At 57.7% G+C, this 16,929-nt stretch carries 21 protein-coding genes; 19 read left to right on the forward strand and 2 right to left on the reverse strand.

All coding sequences use genetic code 11. The features are described from left to right. The first annotated feature begins 5 nt into the window (after window positions 1-5). From R3D51_17080 to R3D51_17160, 17 genes are all read left to right on the forward strand, one after another. Window positions 6-428 carry a hypothetical protein gene (locus R3D51_17080; GenBank protein MEZ5901196.1) on the forward strand — a complete coding sequence of 141 codons (423 nt, stop codon included), beginning with the start codon at window positions 6-8 and terminating at the stop codon, window positions 426-428. Beyond that, window positions 377-940, forward strand: coding sequence for an RHS repeat-associated core domain-containing protein (locus R3D51_17085; protein ID MEZ5901197.1), 564 nt, complete (start codon window positions 377-379; stop codon window positions 938-940). Before R3D51_17080 ends, R3D51_17085 begins: the two co-directional genes overlap by 52 nt. 1,070 nt (window positions 941-2,010) lie before the next feature. Next, window positions 2,011-2,364 (forward strand): hypothetical protein, encoded by a 354-nt coding sequence (locus R3D51_17090; GenBank protein ID MEZ5901198.1) that lies wholly within the window; start codon window positions 2,011-2,013, stop codon window positions 2,362-2,364. A 72-nt stretch (window positions 2,365-2,436) separates the two neighbouring features. After that, window positions 2,437-2,751, forward strand: a complete 315-nt coding sequence (locus R3D51_17095) for a hypothetical protein (protein MEZ5901199.1) — start codon at window positions 2,437-2,439, stop codon at window positions 2,749-2,751. 111 nt (window positions 2,752-2,862) lie between these two features. Continuing rightward, window positions 2,863-3,120 carry a hypothetical protein gene (locus R3D51_17100; GenBank protein MEZ5901200.1) on the forward strand — a complete coding sequence of 86 codons (258 nt, stop codon included), beginning with the start codon at window positions 2,863-2,865 and terminating at the stop codon, window positions 3,118-3,120. Between the two features lie 1,270 nt (window positions 3,121-4,390). Next, window positions 4,391-4,579, forward strand: coding sequence for a hypothetical protein (locus tag R3D51_17105; protein MEZ5901201.1), 189 nt, complete (start codon window positions 4,391-4,393; stop codon window positions 4,577-4,579). 542 nt (window positions 4,580-5,121) lie between these two features. Next, window positions 5,122-5,652, forward strand: a complete 531-nt coding sequence (locus tag R3D51_17110; GenBank protein MEZ5901202.1) for a hypothetical protein — start codon at window positions 5,122-5,124, stop codon at window positions 5,650-5,652. Window positions 5,653-5,752: 100 nt separating this feature from the next. Further along, on the forward strand, window positions 5,753-5,938 hold the full coding sequence (locus tag R3D51_17115; protein MEZ5901203.1) for a hypothetical protein: 186 nt from the start codon (window positions 5,753-5,755) through the stop codon (window positions 5,936-5,938). Further along, window positions 5,935-6,180 carry a hypothetical protein gene (locus R3D51_17120; GenBank protein MEZ5901204.1) on the forward strand — a complete coding sequence of 82 codons (246 nt, stop codon included), beginning with the start codon at window positions 5,935-5,937 and terminating at the stop codon, window positions 6,178-6,180. Before R3D51_17115 ends, R3D51_17120 begins: the two co-directional genes overlap by 4 nt. Window positions 6,181-6,883: 703 nt before the next feature. Beyond that, entirely contained in the window at window positions 6,884-7,399 is a 516-nt protein-coding gene (locus R3D51_17125) for an ankyrin repeat domain-containing protein (GenBank protein MEZ5901205.1), read from the forward strand. Window positions 7,400-7,866: 467 nt separating this feature from the next. Then, on the forward strand, window positions 7,867-8,148 hold the full coding sequence (locus R3D51_17130; protein MEZ5901206.1) for a DUF3489 domain-containing protein: 282 nt from the start codon (window positions 7,867-7,869) through the stop codon (window positions 8,146-8,148). After that, a complete protein-coding gene (locus R3D51_17135) occupies window positions 8,135-8,617 on the forward strand; it encodes a DUF2924 domain-containing protein (GenBank protein ID MEZ5901207.1) in 483 nt (160 codons plus the stop codon). The genes R3D51_17130 and R3D51_17135 overlap by 14 nt, the downstream gene beginning before the upstream one ends. Beyond that, complete coding sequence (locus R3D51_17140; protein ID MEZ5901208.1) at window positions 8,610-8,810, forward strand: hypothetical protein; 201 nt, start codon at window positions 8,610-8,612, stop codon at window positions 8,808-8,810. Before R3D51_17135 ends, R3D51_17140 begins: the two co-directional genes overlap by 8 nt. After that, complete coding sequence (locus R3D51_17145) at window positions 8,807-10,387, forward strand: recombinase family protein (protein ID MEZ5901209.1); 1,581 nt, start codon at window positions 8,807-8,809, stop codon at window positions 10,385-10,387. Before R3D51_17140 ends, R3D51_17145 begins: the two co-directional genes overlap by 4 nt. A gap of 786 nt (window positions 10,388-11,173) precedes the next feature. Next, window positions 11,174-12,541, forward strand: coding sequence for a DNA methyltransferase (locus R3D51_17150; GenBank protein MEZ5901210.1), 1,368 nt, complete (start codon window positions 11,174-11,176; stop codon window positions 12,539-12,541). Then, window positions 12,538-12,972: a hypothetical protein gene (locus tag R3D51_17155; protein ID MEZ5901211.1), complete on the forward strand. Its 435-nt coding sequence runs from the start codon at window positions 12,538-12,540 to the stop codon at window positions 12,970-12,972. Before R3D51_17150 ends, R3D51_17155 begins: the two co-directional genes overlap by 4 nt. Next, entirely contained in the window at window positions 12,962-13,396 is a 435-nt protein-coding gene (locus R3D51_17160) for a DUF5681 domain-containing protein (protein MEZ5901212.1), read from the forward strand. Before R3D51_17155 ends, R3D51_17160 begins: the two co-directional genes overlap by 11 nt. Before the next feature lie 43 nt (window positions 13,397-13,439). On the opposite strand, the gene R3D51_17165 is transcribed toward R3D51_17160, so the two are convergent. Further along, window positions 13,440-13,928, reverse strand: a complete 489-nt coding sequence (locus R3D51_17165) for a hypothetical protein (GenBank protein ID MEZ5901213.1) — start codon at window positions 13,926-13,928, stop codon at window positions 13,440-13,442. A gap of 39 nt (window positions 13,929-13,967) precedes the next feature. Beyond that, window positions 13,968-14,897 carry a restriction endonuclease gene (locus tag R3D51_17170; GenBank protein ID MEZ5901214.1) on the reverse strand — a complete coding sequence of 310 codons (930 nt, stop codon included), beginning with the start codon at window positions 14,895-14,897 and terminating at the stop codon, window positions 13,968-13,970. 124 nt (window positions 14,898-15,021) lie between these two features. On the opposite strand from R3D51_17170, the gene R3D51_17175 reads away from it, so the two are divergent. Together R3D51_17175 and R3D51_17180 are read left to right on the forward strand one after the other, a co-directional pair. Continuing rightward, the gene (locus R3D51_17175) at window positions 15,022-15,252 is read left to right on the forward strand and encodes a helix-turn-helix transcriptional regulator (GenBank protein ID MEZ5901215.1); all 231 of its coding nucleotides are present in this window, start codon (window positions 15,022-15,024) and stop codon (window positions 15,250-15,252) included. Between the two features lie 204 nt (window positions 15,253-15,456). Continuing rightward, window positions 15,457-16,926: a DUF3375 domain-containing protein gene (locus tag R3D51_17180; GenBank protein MEZ5901216.1), complete on the forward strand. Its 1,470-nt coding sequence runs from the start codon at window positions 15,457-15,459 to the stop codon at window positions 16,924-16,926. The last annotated feature ends 3 nt before the right edge of the window (window positions 16,927-16,929 follow it).

Consider the following 16,929-nt stretch of genomic DNA (forward strand, 5'->3'; position numbering starts at 1 on the left):
GAAGAATGCTGTCTTTTGACGAGAATACGGCGGATGAATTGAAGAGGATTCTGCGGCAAAGTGATTGCGCTGAGCCAGTCCTGATGCTGTACGAAACAGCAGAGCCAACTAGCGCTTTTGACGAGTTGGAACGGTTGTATTCTGCAGGCGTAGATCAAAAAACTATGGAGCAAATCGGGCAAAAAATTTACGAGGAGAATTCTGCACACTTAATCCCAAGGTTGGCGATTTCAGCCTGCGAACGTTCTCGTTGCCGACCAGAAGATATAGTGGTGATAAGTGGGCTTGCATTCGTTATGGCCAGTTATATCCAGGAAGCTCTCGATGACTGTTGGATTATTGCAGATCAAGGCGCTTTTTTCTTAAAAGATTCCGAATGTATTTTTCCAGACCTGATGTCTGCATTGACAAAATACTTCAAGAAGTGAACGCCCGCTTCCCCGGCCAGTGGTTCCAGTTGGAAGCCGGCTGGCACAGGCATTACGATCCCACAATCGGCCGCTACACCCAGCCCGACCCGCTCGGGTTTGTGGATGGGCCGAGTGTGTATGCGTATGTGAAAGCCCAACCTCTTCAGCTCAAGGACTTTGACGGCAGAAACCCTGGTGCAGGAGCTGGCTTCGCCGGCGGAACCGCGGTTTGTGGACCCGTTTGTGGGACAATCGTCGCGGCTGCGATTATTGCAGCGCCCTACTGCATCAAGAAGCTGAAAAAGTGGATCGACACGTGGCCCCCGCCACCGGACAATTTCAATTGTAAGCCTGGCTTATGTTGCCTAGAAGCCGAAAGCGAGCCGATGGATGGTTGGGGTGGTAAAATGTGCCATTATAGGTGTGGTGCTGATTATCGTCCGGTGACTGAGCGCCAGAGTGGCAAACATGCACCGTGTCGCGAGTGGATATTCGACGAATTTAATCAGGGTCTGCTTGGCGGCCAGTAGCTATAGGAGAGTTGCAACGTTGACCACAAAGGAAATCGTGACGCATGGCGGCCGAAGGCTGCATTTTGAAAGCGAACTATTACGGATAGCAAACCAGTTCTTGCATGAGTTTGAAGGACAGCATGATCTCGCGCCATGTATGTATTGGCGCGAATGGGCTGGCGATCCTAGGCATGATACAGGAAACTTTGCGGCTCAGAGGCTCACGGAATTGGTTGCGTGCGATTGGTTGAATATCGAAGGGTGCAAGGTTTACCTTGATGTCACTCAACTCCAGCTAGACACTTTAAACGGTAAGGTCCTATTTTGGGATAATGGAATCAAATCAAGGTCGGATTGAACCGTCGATCTCGCCCGGTGAAGATGACGGATGCCACGGGCGCCGATGTCTGGTCGGCTCTCTACAGCCCGTTCGGAGGTGCTTACACACTCTCAGGCGCCGAAACCCTCAACGCTCGCTTCCCCGGACAGTTTGGCTGGTCAACACGCGGCAAGCCGGTGTTGATGTGGTTCCAGATGTCGCGCGCCTTCCGGCCAGCTCGCGGAACGCGAGTCGGAAGGCGCATCAAGCAAGCCGGCTTGCATTACAACTGGCACCGGCATTACGATCCCAGCCTCGGCCGCTACACACAGCCCGATCCGCTCGGCTTCGTCGATGGGCCAAGCGTGTGGGCTTATGCGCGGAGCGCGCCGCACCAGTTCACCGACAAGCTGGGGCTACTAACGCCGCCGCAATCAAAGCCACCCAGACCAATTGTGCAACAATGTGATGCAGGAGGTGGTCCACATGCCTGCGAAAAAGCTTTTGCTACATGCCGTGCTGCTGCAGAAAGACTCCATGACCGAGGGGATGTGCAAGATTCGAATGACTTGTATCTAGGTTGCGTAAACGCTCGCACAACCTGCTACAGTAATGAGAATTGGACCAAACTCATGCCGATTATAGATCTAGAAACATTATTTCGTCCGAATAAGAATGAACGAGGAGGAGGTTCGGTATACCACAGTGGCGGAAGCTCAACTTTCATCCCGCCGACCAATCCGCCATTCTAGTACAGGGAGATGCCGGCATGAATGAAGAGGCGCAACCGCTTGATCATCCGCCAGAGAAAATGAGCGGTACTGAGACTTTGTTGAGCTCGGACGATGCGAGTGGCTTCTCTGTTGTCCGTTTAGCACGACTTATTGCTTCACAAACAACGGGGATTATCGAAGGGAGCGAGCAGATTTCCAAAGATCCAAAGTATGGAATAGTCGTGAGGTACGACATAGTGAATTTGGTAAAAAATGACGGGGCGTTCCATCCCGAGGACGGGAAAGCAGGTGAGATCTCAGAAGTAAAATGCAAACAGATTTTCTTTCAGAAGCTTGGCGAGAAGCCTAAAGGCGTCACGATCCCTTTAAATCTAGATTTTCATTATTGAGTTTCTTTCAGGGTCTTGCGAACGCACCCGTGAACGAACAACCAGAGCTTCTGGTACACGCCGGCGAACCGCTTGCAGAACGCGGATGGGCCGTGGGGCTCCAAGACGTTCTTCTACGATGGCGTAGGCAACCGCACCTTCGAGAACTCTACCGTCGCGGGCGTCACGACCTCGGATAATCTGACCTACCCGGCAACGAACAACCGCGTGCAGTCGATCGTGCGCAACACCACGACGACGGTGCGGTCGTTCACCTACGACAACGGCGGCAATATCCTGACCGACGTGCGCTCTGGCGTGAGCTATGCCTACACTTACGACAACGCCAACCGTCTCAGACGGTGTCGCAGTCGGGCAACCTCATCGGCACCTACACCTAGCTCTTGACGTTTGCGCGCCTGCGCGCGGGGGGGGCGCGCGCGAGCAGCTCGCTCGTTGCTTTGCGCTGCCGATTCACGTCGCGCATGGAAGGATGCGCGACGATCGGAGCGCGGGCGGGTGATCACGAACTCAGGTTCCGCCAACGGCACGACGTACTTCGTGCATGACCAGTGGGGCAACATCATCGCCGAGCTGGATGCGACGGGCTCAACCGTGCGCGAGTACATCTGGATGCCGGAGGCCGAGATCGCGCCGACGCGGGGGTCAAGGACAACCGTTGATCGTCCGGTCGCGGTGGTCTCCAACGTCGCCACGTCGCCGGCGCTGCTCATGGTCCGCTCTTTTGTTGGTCAACACGCGGCAAGCCGGTGTTGAGCGTGATCAGCTCAACCGTCCGGTGAGCGCTGGTGGGCATCCGAAGCGCAAAGAAAAACGGCGCGGATGCGAGTGGGCATCCGAAGCGCAATCAAGGAGAGTCTGGTCGGCCCTCTACAGCCCGTTCGGCGGCGCTTACACACTCTCAGGCGCCGAAACCCTCAACGCCCGCTTCCCCGGACGGTTTTGTTGCTCAACACTCGGCAAGCCGGTGTTGATGTGGTTCCAGATGTTGCGCGCCTTCCGGCCGGCTCGCGGAACGTGAGTCGGAAGGCGCATCAAGCAAGCAGGCTTGCACTACAACTGGCACAGGCATTACGATCCTACAATCGGACGATATACACAGCCAGATCCGCTGGGATTAGAGCCGGGACCAAATCTCTATGCGTATGCAAATGGTGATCCGCAATCAACGGCTGATCCCACCGGAGAAAATCCAATCGCAGTACTTTGCATACGGTTCCCGCGTGTGTGTGCCGAGATAATTCGCTGCGCAAAGAACCCGAACGACTGTAAAAAGAAATTCTGTAAAGCCGGCAATCTCACATACAAATTCGCCTGCAACGTTCCGGGTTGTATGCCAGGAGATCACAAGGCGACGCTCCAGTTTAAGTTAGCTGCAGCGGAAGCTTGCGTTTGGCTGCGAATTCAGGTGAGTTCAATGTGCTATGGAGGCCCCGATAGAACACACCTTGATGAGATTGTGAAGGCTCGTCTTTCAGCAGTGCAAAGCACAATGCGTGGCGGGAGGATGACTTGTTACCCCATCAGATGCAGCGCCTCGTTATGGCAGCGGAAGAACGACGGTGGAGGGATTTGGACGTAGGTGTAAGGGAATTTCAGTGCAAAGATATAGGTAGGTGGTCGGAGCTGCTTGTCGACTTAAGCTATTATGGGGGCGAACCGACCTGGCTAAAAACAGTGTTAAAAAATGGAGCGGATCCTAGTTTTCGGAATGAAATTGGCGACACAGCTCTTGGTCAAGCGTTGGACGGCAGTACCCGGCAGCGCCATACAATACGTATTTTTTGGAACCTCCTCTCCGCCGGCGCCGATCCGAATGGCTTATCCCGTGGTGGTTCGAGACCCCTTGAGCTAGCGGTGGATTGGAACCGACCGGAGTATGCATCAATGTTGCTTCTCAAAGGCGCAGACCCAGACATGTGCAGATTGAGTGGCCCGTCCTTTCAGGGATGGGCACGCGATTTGATCGAAAGGTTCTGCAGAGAACGCGCTGAGTAATCTGGAGCAAACGTCAAGGCGATCAGGAATGACGGATGCCTCGGGCGCCGATGTCTGGTCGGCTCTCTACAGCCCGTTCGGCGGTGCCTATACGCTCTCAGGTGCGGAAACCCTCAACGCCCGCTTCCCGGGACAGTTTTGTTGCTCAACACTCGGCAAGCCGGTGTTGATGTGGTTCCAGATGTTGCGCGCCTTCCGGCCGGCTCGCGGAACGTGAGTCGGAAGGCGCATCAAGCAAGCCGGCTTGCACGACAACTGGCACAGGCATTACGATCCATCGATTGGACGATATACCCAGCCCGACCCGCTCGGGTTTATAGATGGGCCAAGTGTGTTTAGTTATGCTTTGAGCAGTCCTCATCGGTATGTCGACCGGGATGGGAGGTTTGCTGTAATCCTAATTCCGGCCATCCCCGAACTAATCACAATGATAACGACACTCGGTGTTTGGCTCACATTGCCAGACACGCCTCCATTGCCCGAACCCAAGTCCAAGCCAATGCCCGAAATCTATCCACCCGATGAACCATCTGGCAAGAACTGCACATGCCGCTGTCGCGCGGGTAATCCAGATGATTATTTCTCGTTCCGCTTCGCAGAGCGCACTGCGAACAATTGTGCTCAGGCTGCGAAGGACGCATGCAAGACTGCCGCGAACTATTGTACTACCGCGGGGGGAAACGTTCACCATTCTCAGGCTAAGTGTTCCGATGGGACCAGGCGAAGTGGAAGTGGTACGGTGGTTGGGTCTTGGAGTAAATGATGATTGATCGCTTCTATTCTAATACTGTCCCGAAGGACCGATACGGCAGCGTGTTAAAGCCCATGGATCTTGTCATTCTTGGCGATATACCTGAACATTATTGGAAGGATCCAGAGTTCTCTGACTTGAAGGAGTTTTCTGGTTGCTATGGACTGATTACATATTTCCCGGCGAATGGGCCTGATCACGAGGCTTTTTACCACGGCGATCCGAACCATCCAGGATGGGTCAGCGGCGATGGTGACACTATTTATGTTCTCTCTCGACGGATCGCAGATGGATTTGTGGTCAGTTATGACTTTTGGATGCCAACCAATCACATTACCAGGATACCGTTCAATTCGCTCATAATGAATATTTTCTCTCAGTTGCCGTGGCAAATTGCAGAAGACGGAGCCACAAAACTATTTGTGTCAAAAGGATTGCGAGAGTTCGACTATATAGAGAAGCTAATGGGTTTGCCGTATGAGAGATTGGTACTTGCTCACGCTGCAGCTATGTCGCTAATCGAGGTGTACTCGGAATGATGTCGAAGCGGCGGAGATTAGCTTCAACTTTAACCGAAGTCGCGCAGTCGGACGAATTTATCTTGCATGCAGGTAGTTTGACGCATACCGGAAGACCACGGTGGTATTCCTGATAAAGCACCTCGTAACCGACGTGCGCTCTGGCGTGAGCTATGCCTACACTTACAACAACGCCAACCGTCTCAAGACGGTGTCGCAGTCGGGCAACCTCATTGGCACCTACACCTACTCTTTAGTTTGCGCGCCTGCGCGCGCGGCGGCCGCGAGCAGCTCACCACCCGGGTGATCCCGAACTCTGGTTTCGCCAACGGCACGACGTACTTCGTCCACGACATCTTCGCCGAGCTGGACGCCACGGGCGCAACCGTGCGGGAATACATCTGGCTGGTGGAGGCCGAGATCGCGCCGACGCGGGGGTCAAGGACAACCGTTGATCGTCCGGTCGCGGTGGTCTCCAACGTCGCCACGTCGCCGGCGCTGCTCATGGTGCACTCTTTTGTTGGTCAACACGCGGCAAGCCGGTGTTGAGCGTGATCAGCTCAACCGGCCAGTGAGCGCGCGGATGCTGGTGGGCATCCGAAGCGCAAAGAAAAACGGCGCGGATGCGAGTGGGCATCCGAAGCGCCATCAAGTAAGTCGTCTGGTCGGCTCTCTACAGCCCGTTCGGCGGCGCCTATACGCTCTCAGGTGCCGAAACCCTCAACGCCCGCTTCCCCGGCCAGTGGTTCCAGATGGAAGCAGGCTTGCACTACAACTGGCACAGGCATTACGATCCCACAATCGGACGATACACACAGCCAGATCCTTTGGGATTACGAGACGCAGCGAGCAAGCCACGACTCCCTGTTTTCAAAGATGGGCCCAGTATCTATGCCTATGCTCGTAGCGCACCCCTTCATCTCACAGATTTTACTGGAGAGATAACCTTGACGGAGATTCCACCGTGGCCGGTACCCTGCTTAACGGCGCGGTTTCTCGTCATTTACTATTGACACTTCAACTCGCCACGTTGCGAAGACAATGACGACTGTTCGACGCTCGCCACAAAGTTCGCGCAAAAAGTGGCTTGTGTCGCTGCGCAAAAGCGACTCAACGTTTGCTTTGGCTCCCCGGAGAACGAAGACCACGGCAACAGGTTTGATGAGTATCTAAAGGGGGCTAACCGCTGCGAAGAGCTTTTCAATTCAAATCCGGAATGCCAACAGTGTAAATAGTTGGAGGTAAAGTCTTAATGAGGGAAAGGCCCGATCGTTATAATCGAATTATGAGAGTTTTGCGTTCCGGTGATCTGGATGAGCTCGCCGCTCTGAAGGTGGCTGATCCGAACTTCGCCGACAGTAGAGACGATTTTCTGGGGCGTCATTGGATAATCAATGCGATAAGCGTAGGTCGCCCTAACGCGGTGCGTTGGTTTGTTCAAAACGCCAAGGAAAAGATATTCAGAGACGAAGAAGGTTACACGCTTTTGCACGCCGCCCTTGATCGCTGTGACAACGACAAATACACGGTTCTGCAATTGCTTATCGAACAGGGCGCTGCTTTGAATCTTAAGGGTATCAATGAATGGACACCTTTGCATTTAGCCGCAGCTCGTGATGACGAGCGAGCCGTAGAGATGCTACTTGCGGCCGGGGCCGATCCTGCAATTCGCACCGGCATCGACGGCAACTTGACACCGGAGGAAGAAGCAGAAATGCTTGGGTCAGCCGGAGCGCTCGCAGCGTTCAGGCGATTTCGTGGTGTTTAAGTCGGGCTCCACGCGCACCGGGGTCACGCCGACGCGGGGCTCAAGGACAGGCGCGGATGCGGGTGGGCATCCGAAGCGCAAAGAAAAACGGCGCGGATGCGAGTGGGCATCCGAAGCGCCATCGACATCTGATCGCTACACCCCGTTAAGCGGATTCAGTCAGAAGCGTAAAATGCGCCCGCCGATCGGGAGAGATTGGATTTCCGCTTCCGAGATCGAGCGCCGGCTATTTGATGCCAACCTACAATTTCGAGCTGGCGAGTTCGCTCGGCGCAGACGTCAAGGTGGTGCACCCATCTAATCGCCCACTTCAATTCTTCAAACTCGCTGGACTTCCTCGTCAAAGCAAGCCGTACTGAGTGCCTTCGGGCGCACGTAGCGTCTCCTTGCACAACCTCGGCACAAACCCGGGGCTTTGGGTGGTGCGAACGCCAGCAATCTGGCTGGCGGCACAAGGAGACCGCAACATGACGCGACGTAGTAAGCCTAAATCACAAACCACCCCTCCCTCAAAGACGGCGGCTTCCGCCCACTCAACATCGGTAGAACCGACATCCAAAACTCATAGAGTCATCGGGCTGCTGCAAAACAAGCGTGGCGCGACGATTTCCGAGTTGGCGGCTGCAACCGGTTGGCAGGCGCATAGCGTTCGCGGCTTCCTTTCGGCAACAGTGCGCAAGAAACTCGGACTTGAACTGCGTTCCGAAAAGCGGGCTGGTGAGGCTCGGCGCTACCATGTCGAAGGATGAGCCTGACCGAAAGGGCCGCAAACCATCTCTCGAGGACGTAGCGGCCCAACTCATTCGATTGAGCACAAGCGACGCAGGTGAACTGCGGGCGTTCTGGCGAGAGTACTTTGGCCGCCCCGCGCCATTCCGTTTTAGACGCGATATGATGGCCCACGTCCTCGCCTACGATATTCAGGTCAAGGTTCGTGGCGGATTGTCAAAGGCCGCCACAAACCAGCTCGATAAGATAGCAGCCGAAGAGTTTGGTGAAGCGGTCCGGAAAGGCAGGCATCGCCTCACGCCCGGCACACGCCTGGTTCGCGAGTGGCACGGCGTGACGCATGAAGTCTATGTGACCGACGGCGCATTTATCTGGCAAGGAACCCCGCACCGTTCCCTCTCAGCGATCGCGCGAGCGATCACTGGTACACGATGGAGCGGACCGGCCTTCTTCGGGATTCGCTCGCTGAGCGATGCGATGCATGGCTGATCGCGTCCCCTCAAATGAAGTCCAAAAGGTCTTCGCGATGCTTACGGCTGAGTTTGAAGATGCCTCAACGATCGCCGCCGGCGTGCAACGCGTTCAAACCCGTGCCAGAGCAAAAAGAGCCCTTCGCAGTATCCGCAAGGTGGCGCGTCGGACCGAGCAGCTTCTGGATCGCCTTGAGGTTCTTCTAGAATGAAGCGAAAGCGCTGTGCGATCTATACGCGCAAATCCTCTGAGGAGGGCCTCAGCCAAGAGTTCAACTCGCTTGATGCCCAACGGGAGTCTTGTGAGGCTTACATCACCAGTCAGCGTCACGAGGGCTGGCATCTGCTGCAAGACGCTTACAACGATGGCGGCTTCTCTGGCGGAACCATGGACCGTCCAGCGTTGGTACAGCTGCTGTCAGATATCCGCGCCCACAGAATAGATGTGGTGGTCGTCTATAAAGTGGATCGTTTGACTCGGTCTTTATCCGACTTTGCACGGATCGTGGACATCTTCGATGCCCATGACGTTTCGTTTGTGTCCGTAACACAGTCCTTCAACACGACAACCTCGATGGGCAGGCTGACACTCAATGTCTTGTTGTCGTTTGCGCAATATGAACGTGAGGTCACCGGAGAACGCATCCGCGACAAGATCTCAGCCTCCAAGAAGAAGGGGCTTTGGATGGGTGGGTTCTTACCCATCGGCTATTCTGCCAACGGCCGAACGCTTGTGGTCCTACCTGATCAGGCACAAACGATCCGTTTAATATTCGAGCGCTATCTGGAATTAGGAACCGTACGCAAACTCGAGGCTGAGTTGCTTGCCTCAGGAATCCATGCGCCGACGCGAACAGCAGGTACCCATCGGGTCTTTGGAGGGCGTCCGTTCACGCGGGCCCAGCTCTATAAGCTGCTCGGCAACCCGATCTACTGCGGAGAGATCCGCCACAAAGCCACGCGATACCCCGGTCAGCACGAAGCAATCATTCCATCTGACATGTTCCAACGCGTGCAGACGTTGCTCGCCTTGAACACGCAAGGCCATCGGACGGGCCGCGGTTCAAAGTCTCCTAGCCTGCTTGCCGGACTGTTGGTGGATAAGGATGGCGATACGCTGGTTGCCAGTCACGCAACCAAGGCCGGCAAACGCTATCGCTATTACGTTGCGCGCTCCTTGCACGAGGGAGGAGCGCGTCGCAAGCAACGCGACGCTTCACGTAGCGGCTGGAGATTGCCGGCCGATCAGATCGAGCCGCTTGTGATCGAGGCCGTTCGACATCGGTTGTTGGACACAAGCTGGCCCATCGATACGGCCAAGCTGCTGTTTGCCAGCGATCAGCTGTTGGGCGCCCAAATACAATTCGTGACACGTGCGTCATCTGAACTTCACGGCAAACTCGCTGATGGCGATCCAGTCGGTCAGCGAGAAGCGATGCTCAAGATCATCGAAAAGATAGACCTTGACAGCGATAGCCTTGATGAGCCGGGTCAGTTGCCGGAAGACCCCGACGCAACAATGATACGCGCCATCGCAAGGGCACGACGATGGTTGTCCGATTTTGTCGAGGGCCGCTATCGGACAATTCAGAATATCGCAGACGCCTACGCCACAGATCCACGCTACGTTGCACGCCACCTGCCCCTGGCATGCCTTTCACCACGCATCGTTGAAGCAATCATCGCAGGACGTCAGCCGCCTGAGTTGACGACCTGGTCCCTCCTCAACCGCATTGATCTTCCGCTGGACTGGGACCTTCAAGCGCGCCGTCTCAGCTTTAACAAATAGCCGGCCGCGCGAAGCGGACTGCGCCAAGCGCGCAAGGAGAAAACGCGCGGATGATTGCCACTTTGAGGGGCGATTTTAGGGGACTTTGAAAACGGAGAAAGCGCACGCGTGAAAAAGCGCCCGTTTGCGCGCCCAATCCACCGCGCAGACTGCACATTTATCACACAATATCATTGAGTTGAGTGCTGGCGGTGGAGGCAGTCGCGAGCGAGGCGGTCTCTGCCCTTCAGAAGCCCCGAAATCCGGAAAAACAGGGAATTTTCGCGCTTGCCGGGCTTGAAATTGCCGCCCGGATGCGGAAATTATACGCAGTGCCAGTGGCTTACGCCAGATTTGGTCCCAAAATTAACAGGGAATTTTAAGTGCGGATCAGGGACGCCTAATCTCGGAACAGGGACGACTTATCTCCAAAACAGGGATCGCTAATCGGGGCTCAGAGGAAGCTTGTTGCCGGCTGATCGATTGAGCTGCCGGGGCACCAGAGCGAGATCTCAGGGACAAAAGGCAACTCATTAATAAATCATCGCTTTTCGCCATCCGAACCTTGTCTGAATGAGGCTTCTGAACTATCTTGCGGGAGCCTGGAGTGAGGCGCAGGAGGGACCGGCTGGCGCCCATGTGGGAGAGCCGAAGGCCCGCGTGATGCGATATCCTGTGGGGTAGCTCCAAAGTGAGGGCGTGACGCCCGATGGGTTCGAGGTGGTGCATGTGCATTTCGCCTCGAGACAGCATCGAGGAGTCGCGCCCATTTTGACCGCAGGCTCCATTTTCAAGCAGGAGCCTGATATGGCCGAACTCACCATCATCTACCAGCCGCCGGCCGCGTTGAAGCCACGCAAAACCAACCCTCGGACACACTCCAAGGCCCAGCTGAAGCAGATTGTCGATTCGATCCACACCTTCGGCTTCACGAATCCGGTCCTCGTCGACGAAGAGAACGGCCTGGTCGCCGGACACGGACGCGTTGAGGCCGCCAAGCAGCTCGGCTTGGAGACGATCCCGACGGTCTGCCTCACTGGCATGACCGAGGCCCAGATCCGCGCCTACGTGATCGCCGACAACCGCCTCGCCGAGAACGCAGGCTGGGACCCTGAGCTGCTGGCCATCGAGCTGCAGTACCTCGCCGACCTCGACCTCGATTTCGACGTGACGATCACGGGCTTTTCGATGCCTGAAGTCGATGTCCTGATTGGCGGCCTTGATGCGCAGGCCCAGAAGCCCGACCCGGCCGATGCCGTGCCTCAGATCACCGGCCCGGCCGTGACGCGCCTGGGCGACATCTGGCAGATCGGCCCGCATCGTTTGATCTGCGGCGATGCGACCGCGCTGGAGACCTACGCACGGCTGCTTGAGGGCGAGACAGCGCAGATGGTCTTCACGGACCCGCCCTACAACGTGCCGATCGAAGGTCATGTGTCGGGGCTCGAAGAGGTCAGGCATCGCGAATTTGCAATGGCCTCAGGAGAGATGAGCGAGGCCGAGTTCACCGCCTTCCTGCGTTCGGTGTTCGTCAACCTTGCTGACGCGAGCGCCAATGGGGCCATCCACTTCATCGCGATGGACTGGCGCCACATGCGCGAGGTCCTGGATGCCGCCGATGGCGTCTACGCGGAGCTGAAGAACCTTTGCGTCTGGTCGAAGACGAACGGCGGCATGGGCTCTCTCTATCGGTCCCAGCACGAGCTGTTCTTCGTCTTCAAGTCGGGCTCGGCGCCGCACGTCAACAACGTCGAACTCGGCCGCCACGGTCGCTACCGCACCAACGTCTGGTCCTACGCCGGCGCCAATGCCTTCAGCGCGACGCGGGATGACGACCTCGCCATGCACCCGACGGTCAAGCCGGTGGCACTCGCTATGGACGCCATTCTCGACTGCTCGAAGCGCAAGGGCATCGTCCTGGATGCGTTCGGTGGCTCGGGCACGACGTTGGTCGCGGCGCATAAGACCGGCCGGCGTGGCTACGCGATCGAGCTCGACCCGCTCTACTGCGATGTCATCGTGCAGCGGCTCGCCGAGGTCGCAAAGCTGGAAGCCGTGCTCGTCGGAACCGGTCAGACATATGCCGCCGTTGCCGAAGACCGCGCCGCAGACGTTGAGGCTCAGGCCGAGGGTCGCCAGCCGAACGACCCAATGCCTCGGGAGGCTGCCGAATGACCAGAGATACCCCATCGGATGAGAAGCCTGTGCCTGTCGCCGCCGCACCAGCAAAGCGGCGTCGGAAGCGGAAGCCAAGCGCGAAGAAGCGTGCCGAGCGCCAAGGCCTCGTCGACATTGGCGCCATTCTGAACGAGCCCCTCGAGGTCCTCAAGAACGGCACGGCCGGCAAAATGTCGGCGCTCGAGGTCGCGATCCGCAAACAGGTGAAGAAGGCACTGACGGAGAAGAACCTGCCGGCAGTGATGGCCGTCATCAAAGTCGCGATCGACAACGACCTGGTTGCGAACCCGCCAACACCACCCGGCGGCGGTGTTTTCGTCATCCCCAAGTTCGTCTCCGAAGAGGACCAGCGCCGCATCTTTGCCTATCGCGAAGACAACAGCATGAAGTATATCTTCGACATCCTGAGGCCATACTATGAGCAGTAATAGCGCTGACAACCCTGCTCGCGCGAAAGGCGACGTCGGTTACGGCAAGCCGCCCGTCGAGCATCGCTTCCCGCCCGGTAGGTCGGGCAATCCGGGCGGGCGACCGAAGGGCGCCAAAGGTCGCCGGGCAACCGCCAAGCGCGTCCTTATGGAGAAGCATCGCGCCGACCCGGCCGGGACGGGCAAGCCGAAGAAATACACGGCGATCGAACTTGTCCTCATCCTCTTGAAGCAGCTCGCTGCCAGTGGCGACCAGCGCGCGTTCAAGGCCTTCACCGATCTCGAGAGGCGGTTCGGGCCCATTGAACCGGATGGCCGGAAGATCGGCTATCTGGTCGTGCCGGAGGAGCTGACGCAGGAAGAGTGGGTGGCGAAGTACTCGCCGAAGGACGGACCGTTTCACGACGATGATGACGTTGAATGAGCGCGCGCGATCCTCGACAAGATCCGAGGCGCGAAGGAACTAGCTAGATGACGTCGGCCGCCGCTCGAACATCTACGGTCACGTCACGCACCCCGGGGACGGTCCAGACGTCTTCGCGCAGATGAAAGACGTGGCTGTTTGTATGAGCCGAGCGGCGCGCACGAGCCCTGATGACCGAAATCGGGATCAAGGCCGCGCGGTGCACACCGAAATCCGGTTCGAACAGAACAGCGGCCAGCTGATCAAACGGATCGCGATCGATATTGCGGATAGCACTCAACTGGCGCTCACCCTGCGCGCCGGTGATCCGCCGCGCCTTGATCTGGAAACGCGTGCCTCCCGGGTTCGTGGCGTCGTAGCCCGCAGCTGAATTGCCCTCACGAACCCAGTTGAAGGCTCGGCAAAATAGGACCTCGGCGAGATCGCTGATGGGGTTGTTAGCGCTCCGCACGACATCGCGACGGCGCAACTCGTCGAGGATGTCGCCGTAGCCACGCAGGAGTTCGATTGTCGAGAGAGACGAAAAATTCATGGCCCAAGTTTACTCGATTCGCTGTTGGCAGGCCCCAAGTCACCCAACGCGTTCCATCAGCCAATCGAATAAACCAGATTTGACTGCGATTTCCGCGAGCTTTTCCCCGGTCCAAAGATGCACGTTATCTTCGCCATTCGTTGAAAGTGGTCCGTCCGGCGAGTGGCATATGAAGAATGTTCGCCGTTCTACCGATCGCCGGAAGTGTCTGATGTGGGCGTCCAGCACGCTTTGGCTGGCCCGTGATTTGACCTGAACCGATGCGCGTTCGCCCAGGGTCGGCTGTTCAATGACTAGGTCGACGTCCGCCATCGTTTCGCCGAGGACGGATACGCGCTGCCATCCACCACGGGCTAAGATTAGATCCGCCAGCACTTCGAAGTCCGCCCAATGCAACTCGGCGATCATCTTCTGGGCGGCTCTCAACATCGACTTCTTGGCGACCTCTGCATCAGCGACAAGCGGCTCTGGAAGATCATTGATCTTCCTCAGCAGATAAGCTTCGTGACCGACCTGACATATGGTCTGGCGATAGTTGGCAACCTGCGTGAGCCTGCTCGTCAGTGCCTGCATGCGCAGCTGACGGCCACCGAGAGAGGTGTTCCGCCATGGTCCAATCGTGCGGCGCCACCGCGGGCCGAGACTTGGATCGTCAGTGCCGCGCCAGTTGACCGCCGGATCCGCGAACGCCCACCACAAGCAGCCGTCGGCAAACGTGATCCAAAGGCAGTCTGGTCCGAGGCAATAGAAGTCGCGGATTTCTCGCGTCGCATCGCGCGCCTTGCCGAGCTTGCGGCCGTTCTGGACAAACCAGTCGACGACACGGTTCCAGTCTCCCGCGACGCACATTTCGTGCGAGACTTCCCTGTAGCTCAAGTGGATCTCGCCACGTTCGAGGCACGCGGGTGTGAAGACCCCGCCCGGGCCGAGCTTGATGTAGCGGACTGCGTTTGGTGCGATAAACTGCATTTCGATTGAGACTCATTGGCTTCAAGGGCTGGATGTCAGTTCGCTCCAACCTGCTGTGAAGTCCAGCAAAATGAGACTCATCGTCTGTAGATTGATCGTCTAGGGTGTCGAAACCCTAACCGGCATGGACGTGCGCCGCCGGTTAGGACTCAATCTTAAGAAACTGCGAGAGGAGCAGGGCTTCTCGCAGGAGAGCTTTGCCGACCATTGCGGACTGCATCGGACCTACATCAGCGGCATCGAGCGTGGCGTCCGAAATCCGACCGTGGTCATCCTCGACAGGATCGCCAAGGCCTTGAAGGTGCCGCCCGGGCAGTTGCTGGAAGAGGTCAAGGGCAGCGCGCGGAAGGCCTGAGTAAGTCAGCATCCGGGTGTCGAGTTTTGCTCCGCCGATTGGATTGGACGCCTCGGAACATCCCAGCCACTTCCGATCTGGGCGAGATTGCACCGAATTCCCTTCTCGTGATCCCGAGCCGTTCGACATCTCACGAAGTTCATGATATGTTCTCGCGTCGAATCGAGCCCGATTCGCGAGGGGTCGCAACGGATAGCGGGAGCGATGGATTACCGGCAGCTTCAGTCTTTGCGAGAGACGCATCCTGCCTGGCGGCTGATGACGGCCGGCAACGCGGCGATGATCGCGAGTTTCCTGCAGCGTGCGTTCGTCGCCCCGAACGTGCGCACCATGAACGAATCGGTGCTCGCGGCGAAACTCGAAGATTTCCTGTTCCATTTGCGCCGCTCTGAAGGTGAGGACGCCTTCCCGCGCGATGCGACAAGCTATCTGGAAGACTGGGCTTCCGATCGCTGCGGATGGCTACGCCGGTACTACGCGAGCGGGACAGATGAGCCGCTCTATGATCTCACGCCGGCGACGGAACTAGCGCTCGGGTGGCTGCAGAGCCTTGGGCCGCGCGCCTTCATCGGTACTGAGTCGCGGCTGATCACGATCTTGGAGCTCCTGCGCCAACTCGTCGAGGGCACCGAGACCGATGCCGGGTCGCGTATCGAGACGCTGCTACGCCAGCGGGCCGAGATCGATGCCGAGATGGCCCGGCTGCGCGAGGGACATGTCGACCTCCTGTCGCCGGCCAGTGTGCGCGACCGTTTCGCCGAAGTGGTCGCAACCGCCAGGAGCCTGCTTTCGGATTTCCGAGCCGTCGAGCACAATTTTCGCACCCTCGACCGGGAGGTTCGAGAGAAGATAGCTGTCGCCGAGGGCAGCAAAGGCGAGTTGCTCGGCGGTATCTTCGAGGCCCGCGACGCCATCGCCGAGAGCGATCAGGGCCGTAGCTTCACGGCGTTCTGGGATCTCCTCATGTCGGAGACGCGGCAGGAGGAGCTTGAGACCCTCTTGGCCAGAGTTCTCTCGTTGGAGGCCGTGCAGAAGCTCGAGCCCGACAAACGCATTCTCAAGATCCATTACGACTGGATCGCCGCCGGCGAGGTGACGCAGCGCACGGTGGCCGAGCTGTCAGGCGAACTGAGGCGCTATATCGACGACAAGGTCTGGCTGGAGAACAAGCGGATCATGGAGATCCTGCGCGGCATCGAGCAGTCGGCAATCGCCGTGCGGATGAACCTGCCGCAGGAGAGTCTCGCCGCAGTCGACGACCTCAAGCCCGGCATTGCGCTCACTCTCGACCGGCCCCTATTTTCGCCGCCGCTCAAGCCCGAGATCGATGGCGAGGTGTCAGTGGCCGACGGCGCAGATATTGACGCCGACAGCCTGTTCGACCGGGTCTATGTTGACAAAGCGAGGCTCAGGGGGGTGATCCGGCGCGCGCTGCAGCGCAGCGATGAGGTCGCACTGCACGAGATCGTGGCGGCCTATCCGCTGGAGCAGGGGTTGGCCGAACTCGTCGCCTACCTGTCCATCGCCACGGAGGAGGACGGCGCCCTTATCGACGATGCGGTCAAGGAGACAATCTGCTGGACGGACGCGGAAGGCCTTACCCGCGAGGCGACCATGCCGCGCGTGATCTTCGCACGCAGCCGACCTCGCGCAGATGTCGTGAGCACGGGGTAAACG

The organism is Hyphomicrobiaceae bacterium (assembly GCA_041397645.1).
Classification (GTDB): Bacteria; Pseudomonadota; Alphaproteobacteria; order Rhizobiales; family Hyphomicrobiaceae; genus Hyphomicrobium_B.

Coding starts and splice junctions, on each gene's coding strand:
- R3D51_17155 (MEZ5901211.1), top strand. CDS start 12,538: ATGACCAGAGATACCCCATCGGATGAGAAGCCTGTGCCTGTCGCCGCC.
- R3D51_17110 (MEZ5901202.1), top strand. CDS start 5,122: ATGATGATTGATCGCTTCTATTCTAATACTGTCCCGAAGGACCGATAC.
- R3D51_17140 (MEZ5901208.1), top strand. CDS start 8,610: ATGGCTGATCGCGTCCCCTCAAATGAAGTCCAAAAGGTCTTCGCGATG.
- R3D51_17175 (MEZ5901215.1), top strand. CDS start 15,022: ATGGACGTGCGCCGCCGGTTAGGACTCAATCTTAAGAAACTGCGAGAG.
- R3D51_17125 (MEZ5901205.1), top strand. CDS start 6,884: ATGAGGGAAAGGCCCGATCGTTATAATCGAATTATGAGAGTTTTGCGT.
- R3D51_17105 (MEZ5901201.1), top strand. CDS start 4,391: ATGACGGATGCCTCGGGCGCCGATGTCTGGTCGGCTCTCTACAGCCCG.
- R3D51_17160 (MEZ5901212.1), top strand. CDS start 12,962: ATGAGCAGTAATAGCGCTGACAACCCTGCTCGCGCGAAAGGCGACGTC.
- R3D51_17180 (MEZ5901216.1), top strand. CDS start 15,457: ATGGATTACCGGCAGCTTCAGTCTTTGCGAGAGACGCATCCTGCCTGG.
- R3D51_17145 (MEZ5901209.1), top strand. CDS start 8,807: ATGAAGCGAAAGCGCTGTGCGATCTATACGCGCAAATCCTCTGAGGAG.
- R3D51_17085 (MEZ5901197.1), top strand. CDS start 377: ATGTATTTTTCCAGACCTGATGTCTGCATTGACAAAATACTTCAAGAA.
- R3D51_17165 (MEZ5901213.1), bottom strand. CDS start 13,928: ATGAATTTTTCGTCTCTCTCGACAATCGAACTCCTGCGTGGCTACGGC.
- R3D51_17080 (MEZ5901196.1), top strand. CDS start 6: ATGCTGTCTTTTGACGAGAATACGGCGGATGAATTGAAGAGGATTCTG.
- R3D51_17135 (MEZ5901207.1), top strand. CDS start 8,135: ATGTCGAAGGATGAGCCTGACCGAAAGGGCCGCAAACCATCTCTCGAG.
- R3D51_17150 (MEZ5901210.1), top strand. CDS start 11,174: ATGGCCGAACTCACCATCATCTACCAGCCGCCGGCCGCGTTGAAGCCA.
- R3D51_17130 (MEZ5901206.1), top strand. CDS start 7,867: ATGACGCGACGTAGTAAGCCTAAATCACAAACCACCCCTCCCTCAAAG.
- R3D51_17170 (MEZ5901214.1), bottom strand. CDS start 14,897: ATGCAGTTTATCGCACCAAACGCAGTCCGCTACATCAAGCTCGGCCCG.
- R3D51_17090 (MEZ5901198.1), top strand. CDS start 2,011: ATGAATGAAGAGGCGCAACCGCTTGATCATCCGCCAGAGAAAATGAGC.